The following is a 19,913-nucleotide window of genomic DNA, read 5'->3' as shown; positions in this document are numbered from 1 at the left end:
CCATGTGGAATAACGTTCGCCAACTCAACCTTGCCGCCAGCGCGTTGTACGCGCTGCTGCTGCTCGTGTTGGCGGCGGCCGGCTGCTACTGGCTGATCCAGCGCCCGGCATTCGCACTGCGCGAAATCCGGATCGACGGCGACACCGAGCACATCAACGCGCCGATCGTGCGCGCGGGCGTCGTCGGGCGGCTGAAGGGCAACTTCTTCACCGTCGATCTCGATACCGCGCGGGTCGCGTTCGAGCAGATGCCGTGGGTGCGCCACGCGAGCGTGCGCCGGGTGTGGCCGAACGCGCTCGCCGTGACGCTCGAGGAATACAAGCCGCTCGGGACCTGGGGCAACGACCAGCTCGTGAGCGTCGACGGCGAGCTCTTCACCGCGAATCAGGGCGAGCTCGACGAGGAACTGCCGTCGTTCGACGGCCCCGAAGGCAGCGCGAAGGAAGTCGTCGCGCGCTATCGCGATTTCGCGAAATGGTTTGCGCCGATCCGCGCGACGCCGGAGGAAGTGACGCTGTCGCCGCGCTACGCATGGACGGTGAAGCTGTCGAACGGCATGCAGGTCGAGCTCGGCCGGGAGCGCAACGGCGATTCGCTGCCCGACCGCGTTCAGCGCCTCGTCGCCGCGTGGCCGTCCGTCACGCAGCGCTGGGGCAGCGACATCGAGTACGCGGATCTGCGCTATCCGAACGGATTCGCGATCCGCGCGGCGGGCATGCGGTTCCTGACCGACACCGACAAGGGCAAGAAGTAACACGACATCACACGCAAGAGCACTCTATGAGCAAAGACTACAAGGATCTGCTGGTTGCCCTCGACATCGGCACGTCGAAGGTGGTGGCCGTCGTCGCGGAGCTGAAGGGCGAGGGCCACTATGAGGTCATCGGCCTCGGCCAGAGCGAGTCGAAGGGGCTGAAGAAAGGCGTGGTGGTGAACATCGAGGCCACCGTCCAATCGATTCAGCGCGCGCTCGAGGAAGCCGAGCTGATGGCCGACTGCAAGATCACCAACGTCTTCACGGGCATCGCCGGCAGCCACATCCGCAGCTTCAACTCGAGCGGGATGGTCGCGATCAAGGAAAAGGAAGTCACGCAGACCGACGTCGCGCGCGTGATCGAAACCGCGAAGGCGATCAACATCCCGACCGACCAGCAGGTGCTGCACATCCTCACGCAGGAATTCATCATCGACGGCCAGGAGGACGTGCGCGAGCCGATCGGCATGAGCGGCATCCGCCTCGAGGTGAAGGTGCACATCGTGACGGGCGCGGTGAGCGCCGCGCAGAACATCGTGAAGTGCGTGCGCCGCTGCGGGCTGGAAGTGAACGACCTGATTCTGCAGCCGCTCGCGTCGTCGCTCGCGGTGCTGACGGAAGACGAGAAGGATCTCGGCGTCGTGCTCGTCGACATCGGCGGCGGCACGACCGACATCGCGATCTTCGCGGAAGGCGCGATTCGCCACACGGCGGTGATTCCGATCGCGGGCGACCAGATCACGAGCGACATCGCGATGGCGCTGCGCACGCCGACGCCCGATGCGGAAGACATCAAGGTCGGCTACGGGATCGCGAAGCAGGCGCTCGCCGATCCGGACGAGATGGTGGAGGTGCCGGGCCTGGGCGAACGCGGCCCGCGCACGCTGTCGCGACAGGCGCTCGCGGCCGTCGTCGAGCCGCGCGTCGAAGAGCTGTTCTCGCTCGTGCAGCAGGTCGTGCGCGAGTCCGGTTACGAAGAGTTACTCAGTTCCGGTGTCGTGCTCACGGGCGGGGCTGCGATGATGCCCGGCATGGTCGAGCTGGGCGAAGACATTTTTCTGAAGCCGGTGCGCATCGGCGCGCCGGAATACGCGGGCGGGCTCTCGGACGTCGTGCGCAATCCGCGCTATTCGACGGCGATGGGTCTTCTCGTCGAGGGCAGCGCTCAACGGATGCGCGGGCGCAAGGTCGCCGTGCAATCCGGTTCCGCGGGGCAGATCTTCTCGCGGATGAAGGAGTGGTTCCTCAGCAACTTCTGACGATTTCGACATTCGCGCCGGTGCCGGCGGCCGGCGCGCGACGGAGGGTTGCCCGATCTTCCGCCGAATAACGGCCGAGTAGCGGTTCTTTTCTTGACGGAGGCAATAATGGAATTCGAAATGCTGGAAACCGAAACCAACGGCACGATCATCAAGGTGATCGGCGTCGGCGGCGCAGGTGGCAACGCGGTGCAGCACATGATCAACAAGGGTGTTCAGGGCGTCGATTTCGTCGTGATGAACACCGACGCGCAGGCGCTGTCGCGCTCGCGTGCACCGTCCGTGATCCAGCTCGGCAACACCGGCCTCGGCGCCGGCGCGAAGCCGGAGATGGGCCGTGCGGCGGCCGAGGAAGCGCGCGAGCGGATCGCCGACGCGCTGCGCGGCGCGCACATGGTGTTCATCACGGCCGGCATGGGCGGCGGCACCGGCACGGGCGCGGCGCCCGTCGTCGCGCAGATCGCGAAGGAGATGGGCATTCTGACCGTCGGCGTCGTCAGCAAGCCGTTCGAATTCGAAGGCGGCAAGCGGATGCGCGTCGCGGAAGCAGGTTCGCAGCAACTGGAGGATCACGTCGACTCGCTGATCGTCGTTCTGAACGACAAGCTGTTCGAGGTGATGGGCGACGACGCCGAGATGGACAAGTGCTTCCAGTGTGCTGACGACGTGCTCAACAACGCGGTCGCGGGCATTGCCGAGATCATCAACGTCGACGGCCTCGTGAACGTCGACTTCGAAGACGTGAAGACGGTGATGGGCGAGCAGGGCAAGGCGATGATGGGCACGGCGACGGTCGCCGGCGTCGATCGCGCGCGTCTTGCGGCCGAGCAGGCGGTCGCGAGCCCGCTGCTCGAAGGCGTCGATCTGTCGGGCGCGCGCGGCGTGCTCGTCAACATCACGTCGAGCCGCTCGCTGCGTCTGTCGGAAACGCGCGAAGTGATGAACACGATCAAGAGCTACGCGGCCGACGACGCGACCGTGATCTTCGGCGCGGTGTACGACGACGCGATGGGCGACGCGCTGCGCGTGACGGTCGTCGCGACGGGCCTCGGCCGCGCGGCGAAGAAGCAGCAGTCCGCACCGATGACGCTTTTGCGCACGGGTACGGACAACCAGCCGGTCAACGCGGCGTCGCACGGCTACGCGGCTTCGCATCACGTGAGCACGAGCGACTACGGCGCGTTCGACACGCCGGCCGTGTGGCGCAATTCGCGCGAGACGGCTGCGTCGCACGTGCAGGCGCTGCAGGAGAAGGGTGTCGACACGTACGACATTCCGGCATTCCTGCGCAAGCAGGCCGACTGACGCGCGAGGCTTCGCGCCGCGCGGTTTGGCGCGGCACGAGCCGACGTGACGGATGAAACGGCTGACGACAGGCCGCGTCGCTCGCGACGCCGGGCCGGGAAAGTCGCCCGCTTCGCTTGTGCGAGGCCGGGCTGGGCCGTGTCGTCTGTTGCGAACGATCGTATCGCTATGAAGGACCAGGCATGATTCAAGTGGGCGACACGCTGCCCGACACGCAACTCTTCGAGTATCTCGACGACGCGCGCGCGGGCTGCACGCTGGGGCCGAACGCCTTTGGCGTGCGCGAGCAGGCGGCGGGCAAGCGCGTGGTGATCTTCGGATTGCCGGGCGCGTTCACGCCGACCTGCTCGGCGCAGCATGTGCCGGGCTACGTCGCGCATGCCGAGCCGTTGCGCTCGGCGGGCGTCGATGAGATCTGGTGCGTTGCCGTCAACGACGCATTCGTGATGGGCGCTTGGGGACGCGATCTGCACACCGCGGGCAAGGTGCGCATGATGGCGGACGGCAGCGCGGCTTTCACTCATGCACTGGGACTGACGCAGGACTTGTCCGCGCGTGGCATGGGAATTCGTTCCCGGCGCTATGCGATGGTGGTCGACGACGGCGTGGTCAAGACGCTCTTCGTCGAAGCGCCGGGCAAGTTCGAAGTGAGCGATGCGGCCAGCGTGCTGGCGAGTTTGACGCGTTGAAAGGCGCGTGCGGCGTTGTCTTTCGGCAACGCCGCGACGCGCCCGACACGCGGTTGTAACACGGGCCGACGACCGGGAACGCCTCCGTTCCGGGCGTCGGCCCGTCTCGCATTTGCGCAGGGTAATGCGTCGAAACACTTTGAAACGTCGATCATCACGACGCGAAATGGGGATTTACGTTATAATCTCGCCTATCGAATAAAACTCCTGATTGATATCTTCAATCAAGAAGACTTTGACCATGTTGAAGCAGCGCACCATCAAATCGATCGTCAAGACCGTCGGCATCGGCCTGCACTCGGGCCGCAAGGTCGAACTGACGCTTCGCCCCGCGGCGCCCGATACGGGCATCGTGTTCTCGCGCGTCGATCTGCCGACGCCCGTCGACATTCCGGCTTCGGCGCTGTCGATCGGCGATACGCGGCTTGCGTCCGTGCTGCAGAAGGACGGCGCGCGCGTGTCGACGGTCGAGCACCTGATGTCGGCGTGCGCGGGCCTCGGCATCGACAACCTCTACGTCGACGTGACGGCCGAGGAAATTCCGATCATGGACGGCAGCGCGGCTTCGTTCGTGTTCCTGATCCAGTCGGCCGGCATCGAAGAGCAGAACGCGGCGAAGAAGTTCATCAAGGTGACGAAGCCCGTCGAGATCCGCGACGGCGACAAGTTCGCGCGCCTCGATCCGTACTTCGGCTTCAAGCTCAAGTTCACGATCGACTTCCGTCATCCGGCCGTCGACAAGACGGGCCAGGAGCTCGAGGTCGATTTCGCGAACACATCGTACGTGCGCGAGATCGCGCGCGCGCGCACGTTCGGCTTCGCGCACGAAGTCGAGATGATGCGCGAGCTCGGGCTCGCGCGCGGCGGCAGCATGGACAACGCGATCGTGCTCGACGAGTACCGGATTCTGAACAACGACGGGCTGCGCTACGACGACGAATTCGTGAAGCACAAGATGCTCGACGCGATCGGCGATCTGTATGTGGTCGGCCATCCGCTTCTCGCGTCATACACCGCGTACAAGTCGGGCCATGGGCTGAACAACGCGCTGCTGCGCGAGCTGCTCGCGCACGAGGACGCTTACGAGATCGTCACGTTCGACGATCCGAAGGCGGCGCCGACGGGCTTCGGCTTCGACGCCCAGACAGCGTTCGCGTGATGCATCGATGCGAGCGCGTCCCGGACGCGCGACTGCAAAAAAGCGGCCTGCGGGCCGCTTTTTTCATGGCGTCGAGTGTCTCGTGGCGTTTCGCTTGTGGCCGTGTGGACGTTCGTTGCGCGTCTCGGGGCGGCTCGATCGCGGCTGCGGGGTTGCCGCGAGATGGGCGAGGCGCCGCGCGATGCGTCAATGGGCCGCGCATCGGGGCTCGCGGACGGCGGCGGTGCGGCCGGCAATCGGCTCCGGGGTTTTTATGCCGGGCGTGGGATGGGGGCCGTGCGCCGCGAATCGGTCAGCGCGGCGCTTTCGCGTGGCGTGCGGCCATGCGCGCGAGCGCGCTTTGCAGCGGCGACGGCTCGAGCGTGTCGGCGAGTTGGCGCAGCGCGTCGGTGCCGGCCGCCGACATCCGAGCCTGCTTGACGCGCGGCGGCTCCGGCGCGGGCTGCGGGCGCACGCGCACCTTCAGGGCGGCCACTGCCCATCCGCGCGCCTGTAGCTCCGACAGAAGCCGCGGTTCGACCTGCCGCAGCCGAGCGGCGAGCGCGTTGTGCGCGGCGAACAGCGTGAGCGCGCCGTCCTTGATGAAGCCGGGCTCGACGTGGTTCGCCAGATAATCGGGAAGCAACGCGGCCAGATCCCGCTTCAGCGCCGCGACCTGCTCGACGCCCGCGCGCAACGCGGCGAACGCGTCGGTGCGCTTGAGGACGTCGGCGGCCGCTTGCGGCCGCGACCAGTCGTTCGGACGAAATAATTGCTTCGGCGGTCGGTTCATGAGGGCAGTCGGCTGCGCCGCGTGGCTGGGCGCATGACGGGCGACCGGATGGTGGAGCGATGCGCCGATTGTACCGCGATGTCGTTCGGCGGCCGCGGGTATCGTGTTTGCCGACCGCCGACCGCCGACCGCCGACCGCCGACCGCCGACCGCCGACCGCCGACCGCCGACCGCCGACCGCCGACCGCCGATCGCCGATCGCCGGATGGCGGATGGCGGTCGCTTTTCGCGTTCCCGCCCGGCCGAGGCGCGCCCCATGGCGGCGGCCGCCGCCGCCGACACCGGCGCGCCCTGGAGCGCGTGCTAAAATTCGACGTTTGAATTCACTTCTACGCTAAGCCGCCGAGGCTCGGCGCGCCGGGGAGGGCGTTCACCGCTCCGGGGCCGTTGCACCGACGCACACCCGATCCGATGACAACCGGTTTTCTTCAGAAAATTTTTGGCAGCCGCAACCAGCGGCTCGTCAAGCAATACCAAAAGACCGTCGCGGCGATCAATGCGCTCGAAACGCAGATCGAAAAGCTGACGGACGACCAGTTGCGCGGCAAGACAGGGGAGTTTCGTCAGCGCATCTCGGCCGGCGAGTCGCTCGACAAACTCCTGCCCGACGCGTTCGCCGTGTGCCGCGAAGCGAGCCGCCGCGTGCTGAAGATGCGCCACTTCGACGTGCAGCTGATCGGCGGGATGGTGCTGCACTACGGCAAGATCGCCGAAATGCGCACGGGCGAAGGCAAGACGCTCGTCGCGACGCTCGCCGCGTATCTGAACGCGCTCGCGGGCCGCGGCGTGCACGTCGTGACGGTCAACGACTATCTCGCGCAGCGCGACGCGGAGTGGATGGGCCGGCTCTACAACTTCCTCGGGCTGTCCGTCGGCATCAACCTGTCGGGGATGGAGCACGACCAGAAGCAGGCGGCGTACGCGGCCGACATCACGTACGGCACGAACAACGAATTCGGCTTCGACTACCTGCGCGACAACATGGTCTACGAGACCGACGCGCGCGTGCAGCGGCCGCTGAACTTCGCGGTCGTCGACGAAGTGGACTCGATCCTGATCGACGAGGCGCGTACGCCGCTCATCATCTCGGGCCAGGCGGAGGATCACACCGAGCTGTACGTGCGGATGAACGCGATGCCGCCGCTCCTCGAGCGTCAGATCGGCGAGGAGAAGGCGGACGGCACGGGCGTCGAGAAGCCGGGCGACTACACGCTCGACGAGAAGGGCCGCCAGGTGTTCCTGACCGAGTCGGGACACGAGAAGGCCGAGCGGATGCTCGCCGAATGGGGCTTGATCGGCGACGGCGAGAGCCTCTATGCGCCGCAGAACATCACGCTGATGCACCACGTGTACGCGGCGCTGCGCGCGCATACGCTGTTCCATCGCGACCAGCACTACGTCGTGCAGAACGGCGAAGTGATCATCGTCGACGAATTCACGGGCCGCCTGATGCCGGGCCGCCGTTGGTCCGACGGCCTGCATCAGGCGGTGGAGGCGAAGGAGCACGTGAAGATCCAGAGCGAGAACCAGACGCTCGCGTCGATCACGTTCCAGAACTATTTCCGGATGTACGCGAAGCTCGCCGGCATGACGGGCACGGCGGACACCGAAGCGTACGAGTTCAACGAGATCTACGGCCTCGAGACCGTCGTGATCCCGACCAACCGGCCGCCGAAGCGGATCGACAAGCAGGATCAGATCTACAAGACCGCGAAGGAGCGCTACGACGCGGTGATCCGCGACATCCGCGAATGCCATGAGCGCGGCCAGCCGGTGCTCGTCGGCACGACGTCGATCGAAAACTCGGAGCTGCTGTCGCATCTGCTCAAGCAGGCGGGCCTGCCGCACGAGGTGCTCAACGCGAAGCAGCACGCGCGCGAAGCGGCGATCGTCGCCGAGGCCGGGCGTCCGCAGCGCATCACGATCGCGACCAACATGGCGGGCCGCGGCACCGACATCGTGCTCGGCGGCAATGCCGAGAAGCAGGCGGCGTTCATCGAGGCCGACGAATCGATTCCGGCCGACGACAAGACGCGCCGGATTCAGAAGCTGCACGACGAGTGGGAAACGCTGCACGAGCAGGTGAAGGCGGCGGGCGGCCTGCACATCATCGGCACCGAGCGGCACGAATCGCGCCGGATCGACAACCAGCTGCGCGGCCGCGCGGGCCGCCAGGGCGATCCGGGCTCGTCGCGCTTCTACCTGTCGCTTGAAGATCCGCTCCTGCGCATCTTCGCGGGCGACCGCGTGCGCGCGATCATGGATCGCCTGAAGATGCCGGAAGGCGAGGCGATCGAAGCGGGCATCGTCACGCGTTCGATCGAATCGGCGCAGCGCAAGGTCGAGGCGCGCAACTTCGACATCCGCAAGCAGCTGCTCGAATACGACGACGTGTCGAACGATCAGCGCAAGGTGATCTATCAGCAGCGCAACGAATTGCTCGAGGCGCACGACATCGCCGAGACGATCGGCGCGATGCGGCACGGCGTGATGTCGGAAGTGGTCCGCCCGTTCGTGCCGGCGGGCAGCATCGAAGAGCAGTGGCAACTCCCCGAGCTCGAAGAGGCGCTGCGCAACGACTGGCAGCTCGATCTCGCGATCCAGGAAATGGTGAACGAGTCGTCGTCGATCAACGCGGACGAGATCGTCGACGCGGTCACGACGGCCGCCGACGAACACTACGAAGCGAAGGTCGCGCTCGTCGGCCGCGAGTCGTTCAGCGCGTTCGAGCGCTCGATCATGCTGCAGACGCTCGACCGCCTCTGGCGCGAGCACCTTGCGGCGCTCGACCACCTGCGCCAGGGCATCCACCTGCGCGGCTACGCGCAGAAGAACCCGAAGCAGGAGTACAAGCGCGAGGCGTTCGAGCTGTTCGCGGCGATGCTCGACGCCGTGAAGCAGGAAGTCACGCGGATCGTGATGAACGTGCAGATCCAGTCGCCCGAGCAGCTCGAGGAAGCGGCCGAGCAGATCGAGGAGCAGGGCGGCCATCTCGAGAACGTCGAATTCCAGCACGCCGATTTCGCCGCGGCTGCGGCGGGCGGCGCGGCGGTCGCGGATGCGACGGCCGAAATGGTCGGCCACGCGATGAGCCATAGCGGCCCGGCGGGCGAAGTGCCGCGGGTCGGCCGCAACGATCCGTGCCCCTGCGGCAGCGGCAAGAAGTACAAGCACTGTCACGGCAAGCTGAACTGACGTGATCGAAGGCGGCGCGCGATGAGCGCGCCGCGTCGTCTGTGCGAAAGGTTTTTCGAGGTGTGATGCGCGGCGGCGCGTGAGCGGCCGCCGGTTCTTCAATCCAATCGATGCCGGCTCGAATGCCGGCATTTTCCTTCGGGGCAGGTGCTTCAGATGGCTGTCAATTTTCCCTCGATCGATCCCGCGCAATTGCATCCCGTCGCCGGCGTGACGCTCGGCTGGGCGGAGGCGAACATTCGCAAGCCGAACCGCAAGGACGTGCTCGTCGTTTCCGTCGACGAAGGCGCGGCCGTGTCGGGCGTGTTCACCGAGAACCGCTTCTGCGCGGCGCCCGTGACGGTCTGCCGCGAGCATCTGGCGAAGGTGCGCGCGGGCGGCGCGGGCATTCGCGCGCTCGTCGTCAACACGGGCAACGCGAACGCGGGCACGGGCGAGCCGGGCCTCGCGCATGCTCGCGAGACCTGCACGGAGCTCGCGCGCCTCGCGGGCATCGCGCCCGAGCAGGTGCTGCCGTTCTCGACGGGCGTGATCCTCGAGCCGCTGCCGATCGAGCGCCTGAAGGCCGGCTTGCCCGCCGCGCTCGCGAGCCGCGCGGCGGCGAACTGGTACGACGCCGCGCAGGCGATCATGACGACCGACACGCTGCCGAAGGCGGCGTCGCGCCAGGTGACGATCGACGGCCACACGATCACGCTGACGGGCATCAGCAAGGGCGCAGGGATGATCAAGCCGAACATGGCGACGATGCTCGGCTTCCTCGCGTTCGACGCGAAGGTCGCGCAGCCGGTGCTCGACGCGCTCGTGAAGGAAGTGGCCGATCGCTCGTTCAACTGCATCACGATCGACGGCGACACGTCGACGAACGACTCGTTCATCCTGATCGCGTCGGGCAAGGCGGGCCTGCCCGAGATCGCGTCGACCGATTCGCCCGCGTACGCGGCGCTGCGCGACGCGGTGACCGCCGTTGCGCAGACGCTCGCGCAGCTCATCGTGCGCGACGGCGAAGGCGCGACGAAGTTCATGACGGTGACGGTCGAGGGCGGCAAGAGCGTGGCCGAGTGCCGCCAGATCGCGTACGCGATCGGCCACTCGCCGCTCGTGAAGACGGCGTTCTATGCGTCGGACCCGAACCTCGGCCGGATTCTCGCGGCGATCGGCTACGCGGGCGTCGCGGATCTCGACGTCGGCAAGATCGATCTCTATCTCGACGACGTGCTCGTCGCGAAGGCGGGCGGCCGCAATCCCGCGTATCTGGAAGAGGACGGCCAGCGCGTGATGAAGCAGAGCGAGATCGCGATCCGCGTGCTGCTCGGCCGCGGCGACGCGCAGGCGACGATCTGGACTTGCGATTTGTCGCACGAATACGTGAGCATCAACGCCGACTATCGTTCGTAAGCCACACGAGGGCGCGACATCATGGACCCACTCGAGCAGTTTCTCAACCGCGCCGAGGCGTTGCTTGAGCGCCTCGAAGCGATTCTTCCGCCGGCGGCTGCCGCCGTCGACTGGACGGCAGCGCTCGCTTTCCGTTGGCGCAAGCGCCAGGGGCGCGGCTATCTGCAGCCCGTCGTCGCGCGTTCGACGATCTCGCTCGACGATCTGCAGAACATCGAGCGCCAAAAGGCGCTGATCGAGCAGAACACGCGCCAGTTCGTGATCGGAAAGCCCGCGAATAACGTGCTGCTGACGGGCGCGCGCGGCACCGGCAAGTCGTCGCTGATCAAGGCGTGCCTGAACGCGTACGCGGCGGACGGGCTGCGGCTCATCGAAGTCGACAAGGAAGATCTGCACGATCTGGGCGACATCGTCGAGCTGATCGCCGCGCGTTCCGAGCGCTTCATCGTGTTCTGCGACGATCTGTCGTTCGAGGAGGGCGAATCGGGTTACAAGGCGCTCAAGGTCGCGCTCGACGGATCGGTCGCCGCGCAGTCCGACAACGTGCTGATCTACGCGACGTCGAACCGCCGCCATCTGCTGCCCGAGTACATGAGCGACAACGAGACGTACAAGCATCTGCCGGACGGCGAGATCCATCCGGGCGAGGTCGTCGAGGAGAAGATCTCGCTGTCGGAGCGTTTCGGCCTTTGGGTCAGTTTCTATCCGTTCAAGCAGGACGACTATCTGACGATCGTCGGCCATTGGCTCAAGCATTTCGGCTGCGACGACGCCGAGATTGAGGCGGCGCGCGGCGACGCGCTCGTCTGGGCGCTCGAGCGCGGCTCGCGCTCCGGCCGGGTCGCATGGCAGTTCGCGCGCGATCGCGCGGGCCGCAAGGAGAAAGTATGAGTAGCGAAGTGACGAACGACGCGGCGCCTGCGGGCGTCGGCCGCAAGGTGACCGAAGTCGCGGTCGGCGTGCTGGTGCAGCCTGACGGCCGCTATCTGCTCGCGCAGCGGCTGCCCGGCAAGCCTTACGAGGGCTATTGGGAGTTTCCGGGCGGCAAGCTCGAGGCTGGCGAGAGTGTCGAAGAGGCGCTTGCGCGCGAGCTGCACGAGGAGCTCGGCATCGCCGTGACCGAGTGTCATCGCTGGCATACGCTCGAGCACGACTATCCGCACGCGTACGTTCGCCTGCACTTCTGCAAGGTCACGGGGTGGACGGGCGAGCCGCACAGCCGCGAAGGGCAGGCGTTCGTCTGGCAGCATCTGCCCGTCGACCTCGAGCCGCCGTTGCCCGCCGCGCTGCCCGTGCTCGAACTGCTCGCGCGCGAGCACGGCGAGACGCCGCAATAAACGTGCGCGGAACCTCGGTTCCGCAGCTTTCCTATTACCCTATTTAGTCGGCCGGACTTTTTCGGGGCGGCGATTCGCGGCACGAGCCGCGTCGGGGCCGCTTGGCGCGGCGGACGGTCAGTTGCGGCCGCCGTCTTCCCGATGGCTCGCGTCGTCGTCGGACGGCGCTTCGTCATCGGTTCCGCCGATTCGGTACTTCTCGGCTGCCCAGGCGCCGAGATCGAGCTGCTTGCAGCGGGCGGAACAGAACGGGCGAAAGCGGTTTTCGGGCGTCCAGCGCACTTCCTTGCCGCAGGACGGGCATTTCACGACGGTAGCCATACGGATGATCGATGCGGCGCGAGGCCGCAGTTACAGGTTGCAGAGCGTGAGCTGGAACGGCACGTCGATGTCGACCGCGCGCGGCCGGACATCGCCGTCCTGCGCGGTGAAGCGCACCCATAGCATGTATTTGTTCGCGCTCGCCTCGGGAATCACGCGCAGCTCGGGAGAGACGCGCACCTGCATCAGCTGGTAGGTGCGTCCGGACAGCATCTGCTGATAGCTGCCCTGCATCGCCATCACCTTCGACGCCTGCCCGGATTCGCGCGCGAGGCGCAGCACGATCATCGCGGCGTCGCGCAGCGGCAGGAGCGGCATCGCCCACTTGGCGATGTCCTGGCGGCGCTGCTCGGCGGGCCACTGCTGCCACGCGTAGTACGAAGGGAGATCGAACTTGCAGGTGCCGCCGGGGATGACCGCGCGGCTGCGGATGCTGGCGAGCCATTCGTTGTCGATCAGATGCTGGCCGGTCTTGCCCTGCATCTGCGCGAGGTTCGCAAGCGTCTGCTCGATTTCGCCGAGCACGGCTTCCAGCGCGTTCTGCTCGATGCCTGGATTGCCGCGAAACGGCGCGAGCGTCTGCCGCTGGCGTTCGAGCTCCTTCATCAGATCCGATTTCAGATCTGCGCGGCCCGCGACTTCGGAGATTTCGAACAGCGTCGTCAGCGCGACATGATGCTCTCTCGCGTCCTCTTGAGCCACGAAGAACGTGAAGCGTTCGAACAAATCTTCGAGACGCAACAGCGTGCGGATTCGCTCGTTGAACGGATACTCGTAAAGAATCAAGCGCGCTCGCCTCTCGCGGTGGGTGACCAAAATTGCAGGGACATTCTAATGCCCACTGTCTACCCTCGCAATCGCGCCATTTTTCGGGGCGTATGGCGCACGCGGCGATTTCATGCAGCGGACGCAACATATGCACCGCAAGTTCGTCATTTCTGCGCGCCGGCCGCGTGTGCGAGATAGCGTTGGTGCAGTGCGGCGACCTCGGCTGCGAGCTCGTCGTGCGACGCGCCGTCGTTGACGATCACGTCGTCGGCGGCGGCGAGACGTGCGTCGCGCGGCGCCTGGCGCGCGACGATCGCCTCCACCTGCTCGCGGCTGAAGCCGTTGCGGCGCATCACGCGCGCGATTTGCGTCTCGACGTTGCAATCGACGACGAGCACGCGGTCGACGCGCGCCTTCCACGTGCCCGATTCGACGAGCAGCGGCACGACGAAAACGACGTACGCGCCTTGCGCGGCGCTCGCTTCGCGCTCGGTTTCTTCGCGGATCAGCGGATGAGTGATCGCCTCGAGCCGCTTGCGCGCGGATTCGTCGCCGAAGATCAGCTCGCGCATCTTCGTGCGATCGAGCGAGCCGTCGGCCGCGACGAACGCGGCGCCGAACTCGCGGGCGATGAGCGGCATCGCGAGGCCGCGCGGCGCGGTGATGCGGTGCGCGATCAGATCGGTGTCGACGATCGATGCGCCGAGCTCGCCGAACAGATTCGCGACGGTTGTCTTCCCGCTGCCGATTCCGCCCGTCAATCCCACCGAGAACATAGGTCAGCCTCCGAGCAGCAGATAGAACGGCGTGCCGAAAAAGAGGGTCGCCGCACCGCCCGCCGCTAGGAATGGACCGAACGGCAGCGGTTCCTCGAAGCGCATGCGGCCGCGCCAGGTCGCGACGAGGCCGACGGCGGCGCCCGCGACCGCGGCGATCAGCACGATTTGGGGCAGCGCTTCCCAGCCGAGCCATGCGCCGAGCGCGGCGAGGAGTTTCAGGTCGCCGTAACCGATCCCTTCGATGCCGCGCAGCAACTTGAAGAGCCACAGGATGCACCAGAGAAACAGATAGCCGGCGATCGCGCCGATCACCGCGGTGCGCAGGCTCGCGAACGTCTCCCACAGATTGACGCAAAGCCCGGCCCACAGCAGCGGCAGCGTCAGCGAATCGGGCAGAAAGCCGGTCTGCATGTCGATCGCGCTCATTGCGAGAAGCGCCGCGCACAGGCCGAACGCGGCGAGCGCAGCGACGCTCGGGCCGAAGAGCAAGAGCGAACCGGCGGCGAGCGCGCCGCTCGCGAGCTCGACGAGCGGATAGCGCGCGCCGATCGGCGCATGGCAGCGGCCGCAGCGGCCGCGCAATGCGATGTAGCTCAGGACCGGCACGTTTTCCCATGCGCGCAGCACGTGGCCGCAGTGCGGGCATGCGCTGCGCGGCGCCCAGAGGTTGTAGCGCGCCGGCAGGCCGTCGTCGGCGTGCGGCTCGCCCGTCGCTTCGGCGATCTCCGCGAGCCACGCGCGCTTCATCATGATCGGCAGCCGATGAACGACGACGTTGATGAAGCTGCCGACGACGAGGCCGAGCACGATCGCGAACGCAAGCTGCATGCCCGTGGGGAGCGCCGCGAACGCGGCGAGCGGCCCGGCGGCCGCGTGCGCGGCCGGATCGGGAAGGAACGGATTGGGCGTCATCGGGGCGGTTGGCATTGCAAATGGAGTCGGATTCGGCTGCGATGCTACACCACGTTGCCGAGCTGGACGATCGGCAAGTACATCGCGACCACGAGTGCACCGATCAGCGCGCCGAGCACGACGATCACGACGGGTTCGCACATGTTCGCAAGCACGCCGATCTGTTCGTCGATGCGGCGATCGCAGAGCGCCGCGACGTCGATGAGCATCGTATCCAGCGTGCCCGATTCCTCGGCGACGGCGATCGGCTGGACGATGTCGTCCGGGAAGCACCTTTCGGCGCGCATTGCGCGGGCGAGCCGTTCGCCGTGCTGCAAGCGCGCGGCGATGCCGGCTGTCGCGAGATCGAAGCGTGCATTGCCGGTTGCGTTCGACAACGCGGCGAAAGCGTCGGTGAGGGGCGTGCCGGCGGCGAGCAGCGTGCCGAGCGCGCGGCTCCACCGGGCTGCGGCGAGCGTGCGCATGAGCGGTCCGGCGAACGGCGCGCGCAGCAGCGCCTGCGCGAGTGCAAGGCGCGCGGCCGCGGAACGGCGAGCTGCGTGGCGCAAGGCGAGGCCGGCGAGCAGTGCGAACGCGGCGACGGGCGCGCTCCAGCGCGTCACGCCAGCCGACAGCGCCAGAATGAAGCGGGTCGGCGCCGGCAGTGCGGCGCCGAAGCCCGAGAAGATCTGCTCGAACGTCGGCACGACCCAGATCAGCAGCGCTGCGGTGATCGCAAGCGCGAACAGCAGCACGGCGACGGGATAAGCGAGCGCGCCCCGGACTCGCGCATATTGCGCGGCCGCGCGCTCGCGATCGTCGGCGAGTCGTGCAAGGACGGCCGCGAGCGCCCCCGCCGTCTCGCCGACCGCGACCAGTTGGCAGAAGAGGGGATCGAACTGGCGCGGGTAGCGGCGCAGCGCGGCGGAGAACTGTCGTCCCGCAACGATCTCGCGCGCAAGGCCAGCCGCGATGCGTGGCATTTCGCTTCGCTGCATCGCTTGCGCGAGCAAGTCGAGCGACGGCGCGAGTGCGAGCCCCGCGCGCAGGAGGTCGGCGAGCTGCCGCGCGAAACGCGTGACTTCGCTCGCCCGCACGGCGGGCTGCGGCGCCGTGCCGCGCGCTTCGAGATGCAGCACCGTGACGCCCGTGCCTTTGAGCGCCGCACGGGCAGCGAACGGACTGACGGCGATCAGTGTGCCGCGCCGCCGCGCGCCGTCGGTCGTCACGCCCGCCCAGCGATATCGCGCCTCGATCGGTGGGGGCGGATTGCGCGTGCTCATGCCGCCTCCGTCGTGCCGAGCGCCTCGTCCAGGCTCGACGTGCCGTCGCGCACGCGGGCGAGCGCCGCGTCGCGCAGACTCGTCATGCCTTCGGTGCGCGCTTGCCGCGCGAGCTCGGCGCTGCTCGCGCGCGCGACGATCAGGTCGCGTTGCGCGTCGGACAGCGGCATGACTTGATGAACGCCGATGCGCCCCCGATAACCGATGCCATGGCACGCGGCGCAGCCCGCCGCCTCATAGGGACGCCAGCCGGCGTGGAGCGTAGCGGCGTCGAGGCCCGCCGCACGCAGAGCGTCGAGCGGCGCGCCGGACGGCGTACGGCACGCAGGACAGAGTCGCCGCACAAGCCGCTGCGCGGTCACGAGCCGCAGCGCGGCGGCGAGGTTGTACGGCGCGACGCCGATGTCGAGCAGTCGGGCCACCGCCGCGGGCGCGTCGTTCGTATGCAGCGTGGACAACACGAGATGCCCCGTCTGCGCGGCTTTCAGCGCGACGTCGGCGGTTTCCGCATCGCGTATCTCGCCAACCATGATGACGTCCGGGTCCTGGCGCAGGAACGCACGCAGCGCGACCGCGAAGGTCAAGCCCGCTTTCTCGCGCACGCCGACCTGATTGATTCCGTCGAGCTCGATTTCGGCCGGATCTTCGACCGTGCAGACGTTGCGCGACACGTCGTTCAGCATTTGCAGGAAGCAGTAGAGCGACAGCGTCTTGCCGCTGCCCGTCGGTCCCGTGACGAGGACGAGGCCGTGCGGCGCGCCGATCGCCGCCTCGACGCTGCGTGCCTGAGCGGCGTCGAAGCCGAGCTTGGCGAGCGACAGATTGTCGGGCAGCGTTTCGAGGCGCCGCAGCACGAGCTTTTCGCCATGCAGCGTCGGCAGCGAGCTGACCCGGTAGTCGCCCGCTCGCCCCGGCGCGAGCGTGAGCCGCAGGCGGCCGTCCTGCGGCACGCGGCGCTCGGCGATGTCCATTCGCGCGAGCACCTTGATGCGCGTCACGCATGCGTCGCGCAGATGGGCGGGCGGGCGCGCGAACTCGTGCAGCACGCCGTCGATGCGCAGGCGCACGCGCCAGCCGGATTCGCCCGGCTCGACGTGAATGTCGGACGCATCGCGTTCGTGCGCCGCGCGCAGCATGTCGGCGACGACACCTACCGCGGGCGCGTCGTCGGCGAGCTCGGCGGTGCGAGCCCGAGGCGGGGCGGACGCCGCGGGTGGGAGCGCCGCTGCGGGCCACGCGGAAGAAAAGGAAGGGTTGGGGGGCGTTGCGGACATCGGATTCGGCCTCGCGGCCGCCTGCTCGACACGATGGAGCGATCATCGCGCGTCGGGCAGGGCGGCCGCCAGTCGGCCGATCGGCCAACCGCGGCGCGCCGTCAGGCGTTCGACGCGCGCCCGCCGCGCTGCGTGCGCGGCTTGAACAGCTTGACCGTGCGCACGCCCTGGTCGTCGGTGCGCAGCACTTCGATCATCACGTCGTCGATCTTCAGACACACGTCGCCTTCGGGAATTTCCTCGAGCATTTCGAGGATCAGGCCATTGAGCGTCTTGGGGCCCGTGGTCGGCAGGCTCAGATGCAGCCAGCGGTTCAGCTCGCGCAGCGGCATGCTGCCCGCGACGATGCATTCGCCGTTCGCGTCCCAGCCGCTCTTCGAGTTTTCGCTTCGCGGCATCGTCGTCGTGAATTCGCCGATCAGCTCCTCGATGATGTCCTCCGGCGTGACGAGCCCCTGCAGCTCGCCGTATTCGTTGACGACGAGCGCCGTACGCTGCCGGCTCTCCTGGAAGAATTGCAACTGCTGGAACACGGGCGTGCCCGACGGCACGTAGTACGGTTCCGCGAGCAGCCCGCGCAGCGTTTCGCGATCGAAATCCTGATTGTGGAACGCGGCGAGCGTCTTGCGCACGTGCAGCACGCCGAGCACGCGGTCGATGTCGCCTTCGTAGACGACGAGCCGGTTGTGATAGCAGGTTTCGAGCTGATGCAGCACGTCGTCGAGCGGCGCGAGGATGTTGAGCGCCTCGATCTGGCGGCGCGGAATCATCACGTCGTCGACAGTGATGTTCTCGAGATCGAACAGATTGAGCAGGATGCTGCGGTGCTTGGTCGGCATGAAGCTGCCCGACTCGAGCACGAGCGAGCGCAGCTCCTCGGTCGACAGCCGCTGGTCGCGGCCCGCTTTCGTGTTGATCCGCAGCGTGGCGAGGATCGATCCCGACAGCGTGTTGACGAACCACACGACAGGCATCATCACGCGCATCAGCGGCGCGATCACGACGCTCGCCGGCAGCGCGATCCGTTCGGGGAACGTTGCGCCGACGATCTTCGGCGTGATCTCCGCGAACACGATGATGAGGAACGCGACGATGCCGGTCGCAATCGACAGCACGAAGTTGTTGTGGCCGAACGTGTGCAGCGCGATCGACGTCGTCAGCACCGGGATGATCGTGTTGAACAGGTTGTTGCCGATCAGGATCACGCTCAGCAACTGATCGGTTCGCGCGAGGAGCCCCTGCGTCGTTTTCGCGCCGAGCGCGCCGCGGCTCGCGAGATGTTTGAGCCGATGGCGATTGAGCGCCATCATCGCGGTTTCAGAAATGGAGAAGAAGCTGGAGCAGAGAAGAAGCAGGAAGACGGCGCTGATTTGCGCCCATAAGGGAATTTGGTCCACGCGTCGGAGAGTCGGTGAATGACAGGAATGGAAAAGACTATAGCAGAGGGGCGCGATCGGATCGTGTACGGCGCCGCGCCGTAGGTGCCGCAGCGCGACGCTCGCCGTCGCGCAAAAAAAAACCGCGCATCGTGTGCGCGGTTTTTTGCAAATCTGGTCGGGGTGAGAGGATTCGAACCTCCGGCCTCTACGTCCCGAACGTAGCGCTCTACCAGGCTAAGCTACACCCCGATTTGGACTCGATTCGTACTGCTTCGTCGCTTCGGTCTAGATCAAGACTGACGTGACGTCGAGTAAAAGCATAATTCTAGCAGGCTCTCTTTGAAAATGGAAGAGGGAAATGAAGAAATCGCTGCGGCTGCTGCGTGGGCCTCCTGGCGAGCGCATTCGAGCGTATGGTCGAGCGCGCCCGACCGCGTGATTGCGTCGAAGATCGTGTCGAAGCGGTCGGTGCCGCCCTGCTCGATCGCCTCGCGCGCGAGCGCCGACTGCTCGGGCGTGCCGCGCTCGATCAGATAGATGAGCGGCAGCGTCGGCTTGCCTTCGCGCAGGTCGTCGCCGGCGTTCTTGCCCATCGACTCGGCAGTGCCCGCGTAGTCGAGCCAGTCGTCCATGATCTGGAACGCGGTGCCGATGCGGCGGCCGTATTCGGCGGCGGCGGCTTCCGTCGGCGCGTCGGCTCCCGCGAGCACCGCGCCGAGCCGCGCGGCGGCCTCGAACAGCTTCGCCGTCTTGTAGCGGATCACCTGCATGTAGCGGGTTTCGTCGACGTCGGCGTCGTGCATGTTCAGCAGTTGCAGCACTTCGCCTTCGGAGATGATCGTCGTCGCCTCCGACAGGATCTCCATCACGCGCATCTTGCCCACGCCCACCATCATCTCGAACGAGCGCGAGTACAGGTAGTCGCCCACGAGCACGCTCGCCGCATTGCCAAACAGTGCGTTCGCGGTCTTGCGGCCGCGCCGCAGCTCGGATTCGTCGACGACGTCGTCGTGCAGCAGCGTCGCCGTGTGGATGAATTCGACGACGGCCGCGAGCACGTGCTTCTGGCTCGTGTTTTCGCCGAGCGCGCCGGCGACGAGAAGAAGAAGCGCCGGCCGCAGCCGCTTGCCGCCCGCGCCGATGATGTACTCGGCGATCTGGTTGATCAGCAGCACGTCGGACGCGAGGCTTTGCCGGATGACGCGATTCACCTGCTCCATATCGCTTGCGATCGGGGCGAGCAGGTGGGCGGCGCTGAGGGAGGGGGTGGCAGTCGACGACATGATCATGGAAATTGGTAGTGCCGCGGATTATAAGGCGAATCGCCGTTGAGCCGAGCCGTCGTGCGA

Annotated in this window: 18 protein-coding genes and 1 tRNA gene; 9 read left to right on the top strand and 10 right to left on the bottom strand. The window is 66.9% G+C overall.

The genetic code is table 11. The features are described from left to right. Window positions 1-2 precede the first annotated feature (2 nt). The 5 genes from WS91_RS18675 (at window position 3) to lpxC (ending at window position 5,167) form a co-directional block, all read left to right on the top strand. Window positions 3-755 carry a cell division protein FtsQ/DivIB gene (locus WS91_RS18675; RefSeq protein WP_038754469.1) on the top strand — a complete coding sequence of 251 codons (753 nt, stop codon included), beginning with the start codon at window positions 3-5 and terminating at the stop codon, window positions 753-755. Window positions 756-781: 26 nt separating this feature from the next. Continuing rightward, window positions 782-2,014 carry a cell division protein FtsA gene (ftsA, locus tag WS91_RS18670; protein WP_006025154.1) on the top strand — a complete coding sequence of 411 codons (1,233 nt, stop codon included), beginning with the start codon at window positions 782-784 and terminating at the stop codon, window positions 2,012-2,014. Window positions 2,015-2,122: 108 nt separating this feature from the next. After that, window positions 2,123-3,319: a cell division protein FtsZ gene (gene ftsZ, locus WS91_RS18665; protein ID WP_038754467.1), complete on the top strand. Its 1,197-nt coding sequence runs from the start codon at window positions 2,123-2,125 to the stop codon at window positions 3,317-3,319. 182 nt (window positions 3,320-3,501) lie between these two features. Then, a complete protein-coding gene (locus WS91_RS18660; protein WP_038754464.1) occupies window positions 3,502-4,008 on the top strand; it encodes a peroxiredoxin in 507 nt (168 codons plus the stop codon). A gap of 241 nt (window positions 4,009-4,249) precedes the next feature. Further along, the gene (gene lpxC, locus WS91_RS18655) at window positions 4,250-5,167 is read left to right on the top strand and encodes a UDP-3-O-acyl-N-acetylglucosamine deacetylase (protein WP_009888790.1); all 918 of its coding nucleotides are present in this window, start codon (window positions 4,250-4,252) and stop codon (window positions 5,165-5,167) included. A 292-nt stretch (window positions 5,168-5,459) separates the two neighbouring features. On the opposite strand, the gene WS91_RS18650 is transcribed toward lpxC, so the two are convergent. Continuing rightward, a complete protein-coding gene (locus tag WS91_RS18650) occupies window positions 5,460-5,939 on the bottom strand; it encodes a DciA family protein (RefSeq protein ID WP_059583253.1) in 480 nt (159 codons plus the stop codon). Window positions 5,940-6,350: 411 nt separating this feature from the next. On the opposite strand from WS91_RS18650, the gene secA reads away from it, so the two are divergent. The 4 genes from secA (at window position 6,351) to WS91_RS18630 (ending at window position 11,869) form a co-directional block, all read left to right on the top strand. Continuing rightward, window positions 6,351-9,134, top strand: coding sequence for a preprotein translocase subunit SecA (gene secA, locus WS91_RS18645; RefSeq protein WP_038754458.1), 2,784 nt, complete (start codon window positions 6,351-6,353; stop codon window positions 9,132-9,134). Window positions 9,135-9,290: 156 nt separating this feature from the next. Next, window positions 9,291-10,532 (top strand): bifunctional glutamate N-acetyltransferase/amino-acid acetyltransferase ArgJ, encoded by a 1,242-nt coding sequence (gene argJ, locus WS91_RS18640; protein ID WP_038754455.1) that lies wholly within the window; start codon window positions 9,291-9,293, stop codon window positions 10,530-10,532. 21 nt (window positions 10,533-10,553) lie between these two features. Next, window positions 10,554-11,423: an ATP-binding protein gene (locus tag WS91_RS18635; RefSeq protein WP_059647155.1), complete on the top strand. Its 870-nt coding sequence runs from the start codon at window positions 10,554-10,556 to the stop codon at window positions 11,421-11,423. Beyond that, window positions 11,420-11,869 carry an NUDIX domain-containing protein gene (locus WS91_RS18630; protein ID WP_059670751.1) on the top strand — a complete coding sequence of 150 codons (450 nt, stop codon included), beginning with the start codon at window positions 11,420-11,422 and terminating at the stop codon, window positions 11,867-11,869. Before WS91_RS18635 ends, WS91_RS18630 begins: the two co-directional genes overlap by 4 nt. 117 nt (window positions 11,870-11,986) lie before the next feature. On the opposite strand, the gene WS91_RS18625 is transcribed toward WS91_RS18630, so the two are convergent. The 9 genes from WS91_RS18625 to WS91_RS18585 all read right to left on the bottom strand — a co-directional run bounded on the left by WS91_RS18625 (window position 11,987) and on the right by WS91_RS18585 (window position 19,847). After that, entirely contained in the window at window positions 11,987-12,190 is a 204-nt protein-coding gene (locus tag WS91_RS18625) for a DNA gyrase inhibitor YacG (protein WP_059670750.1), read from the bottom strand. A 30-nt stretch (window positions 12,191-12,220) separates the two neighbouring features. Then, window positions 12,221-12,976, bottom strand: a complete 756-nt coding sequence (zapD, locus tag WS91_RS18620) for a cell division protein ZapD (RefSeq protein WP_038754444.1) — start codon at window positions 12,974-12,976, stop codon at window positions 12,221-12,223. A 146-nt stretch (window positions 12,977-13,122) separates the two neighbouring features. Next, window positions 13,123-13,734: a dephospho-CoA kinase gene (gene coaE, locus WS91_RS18615; protein WP_059670749.1), complete on the bottom strand. Its 612-nt coding sequence runs from the start codon at window positions 13,732-13,734 to the stop codon at window positions 13,123-13,125. Between the two features lie 3 nt (window positions 13,735-13,737). Further along, complete coding sequence (locus WS91_RS18610; RefSeq protein WP_059670748.1) at window positions 13,738-14,649, bottom strand: prepilin peptidase; 912 nt, start codon at window positions 14,647-14,649, stop codon at window positions 13,738-13,740. A gap of 44 nt (window positions 14,650-14,693) precedes the next feature. Then, entirely contained in the window at window positions 14,694-15,911 is a 1,218-nt protein-coding gene (locus tag WS91_RS18605) for a type II secretion system F family protein (protein ID WP_038754435.1), read from the bottom strand. Then, window positions 15,908-17,185, bottom strand: a complete 1,278-nt coding sequence (locus WS91_RS18600) for a GspE/PulE family protein (RefSeq protein ID WP_059670747.1) — start codon at window positions 17,183-17,185, stop codon at window positions 15,908-15,910. The genes WS91_RS18605 and WS91_RS18600 overlap by 4 nt, the downstream gene beginning before the upstream one ends. 101 nt (window positions 17,186-17,286) lie before the next feature. Continuing rightward, window positions 17,287-18,495 carry an HlyC/CorC family transporter gene (locus WS91_RS18595; protein ID WP_231752040.1) on the bottom strand — a complete coding sequence of 403 codons (1,209 nt, stop codon included), beginning with the start codon at window positions 18,493-18,495 and terminating at the stop codon, window positions 17,287-17,289. 241 nt (window positions 18,496-18,736) lie between these two features. Beyond that, window positions 18,737-18,813: transfer RNA gene (locus WS91_RS18590), tRNA-Pro, on the bottom strand. A gap of 41 nt (window positions 18,814-18,854) precedes the next feature. Beyond that, complete coding sequence (locus tag WS91_RS18585) at window positions 18,855-19,847, bottom strand: polyprenyl synthetase family protein (RefSeq protein ID WP_059670757.1); 993 nt, start codon at window positions 19,845-19,847, stop codon at window positions 18,855-18,857. Window positions 19,848-19,913 lie beyond the last annotated feature (66 nt).

Origin of the sequence: Burkholderia sp. MSMB1498 (assembly GCF_001526245.1) — a bacterium.
Taxonomy (GTDB): Bacteria; Pseudomonadota; Gammaproteobacteria; order Burkholderiales; family Burkholderiaceae; genus Burkholderia; species Burkholderia savannae.
Note: the sequence above shows the minus strand (reverse complement) of the source record. Positions and strands in the feature narration are given on the sequence as shown.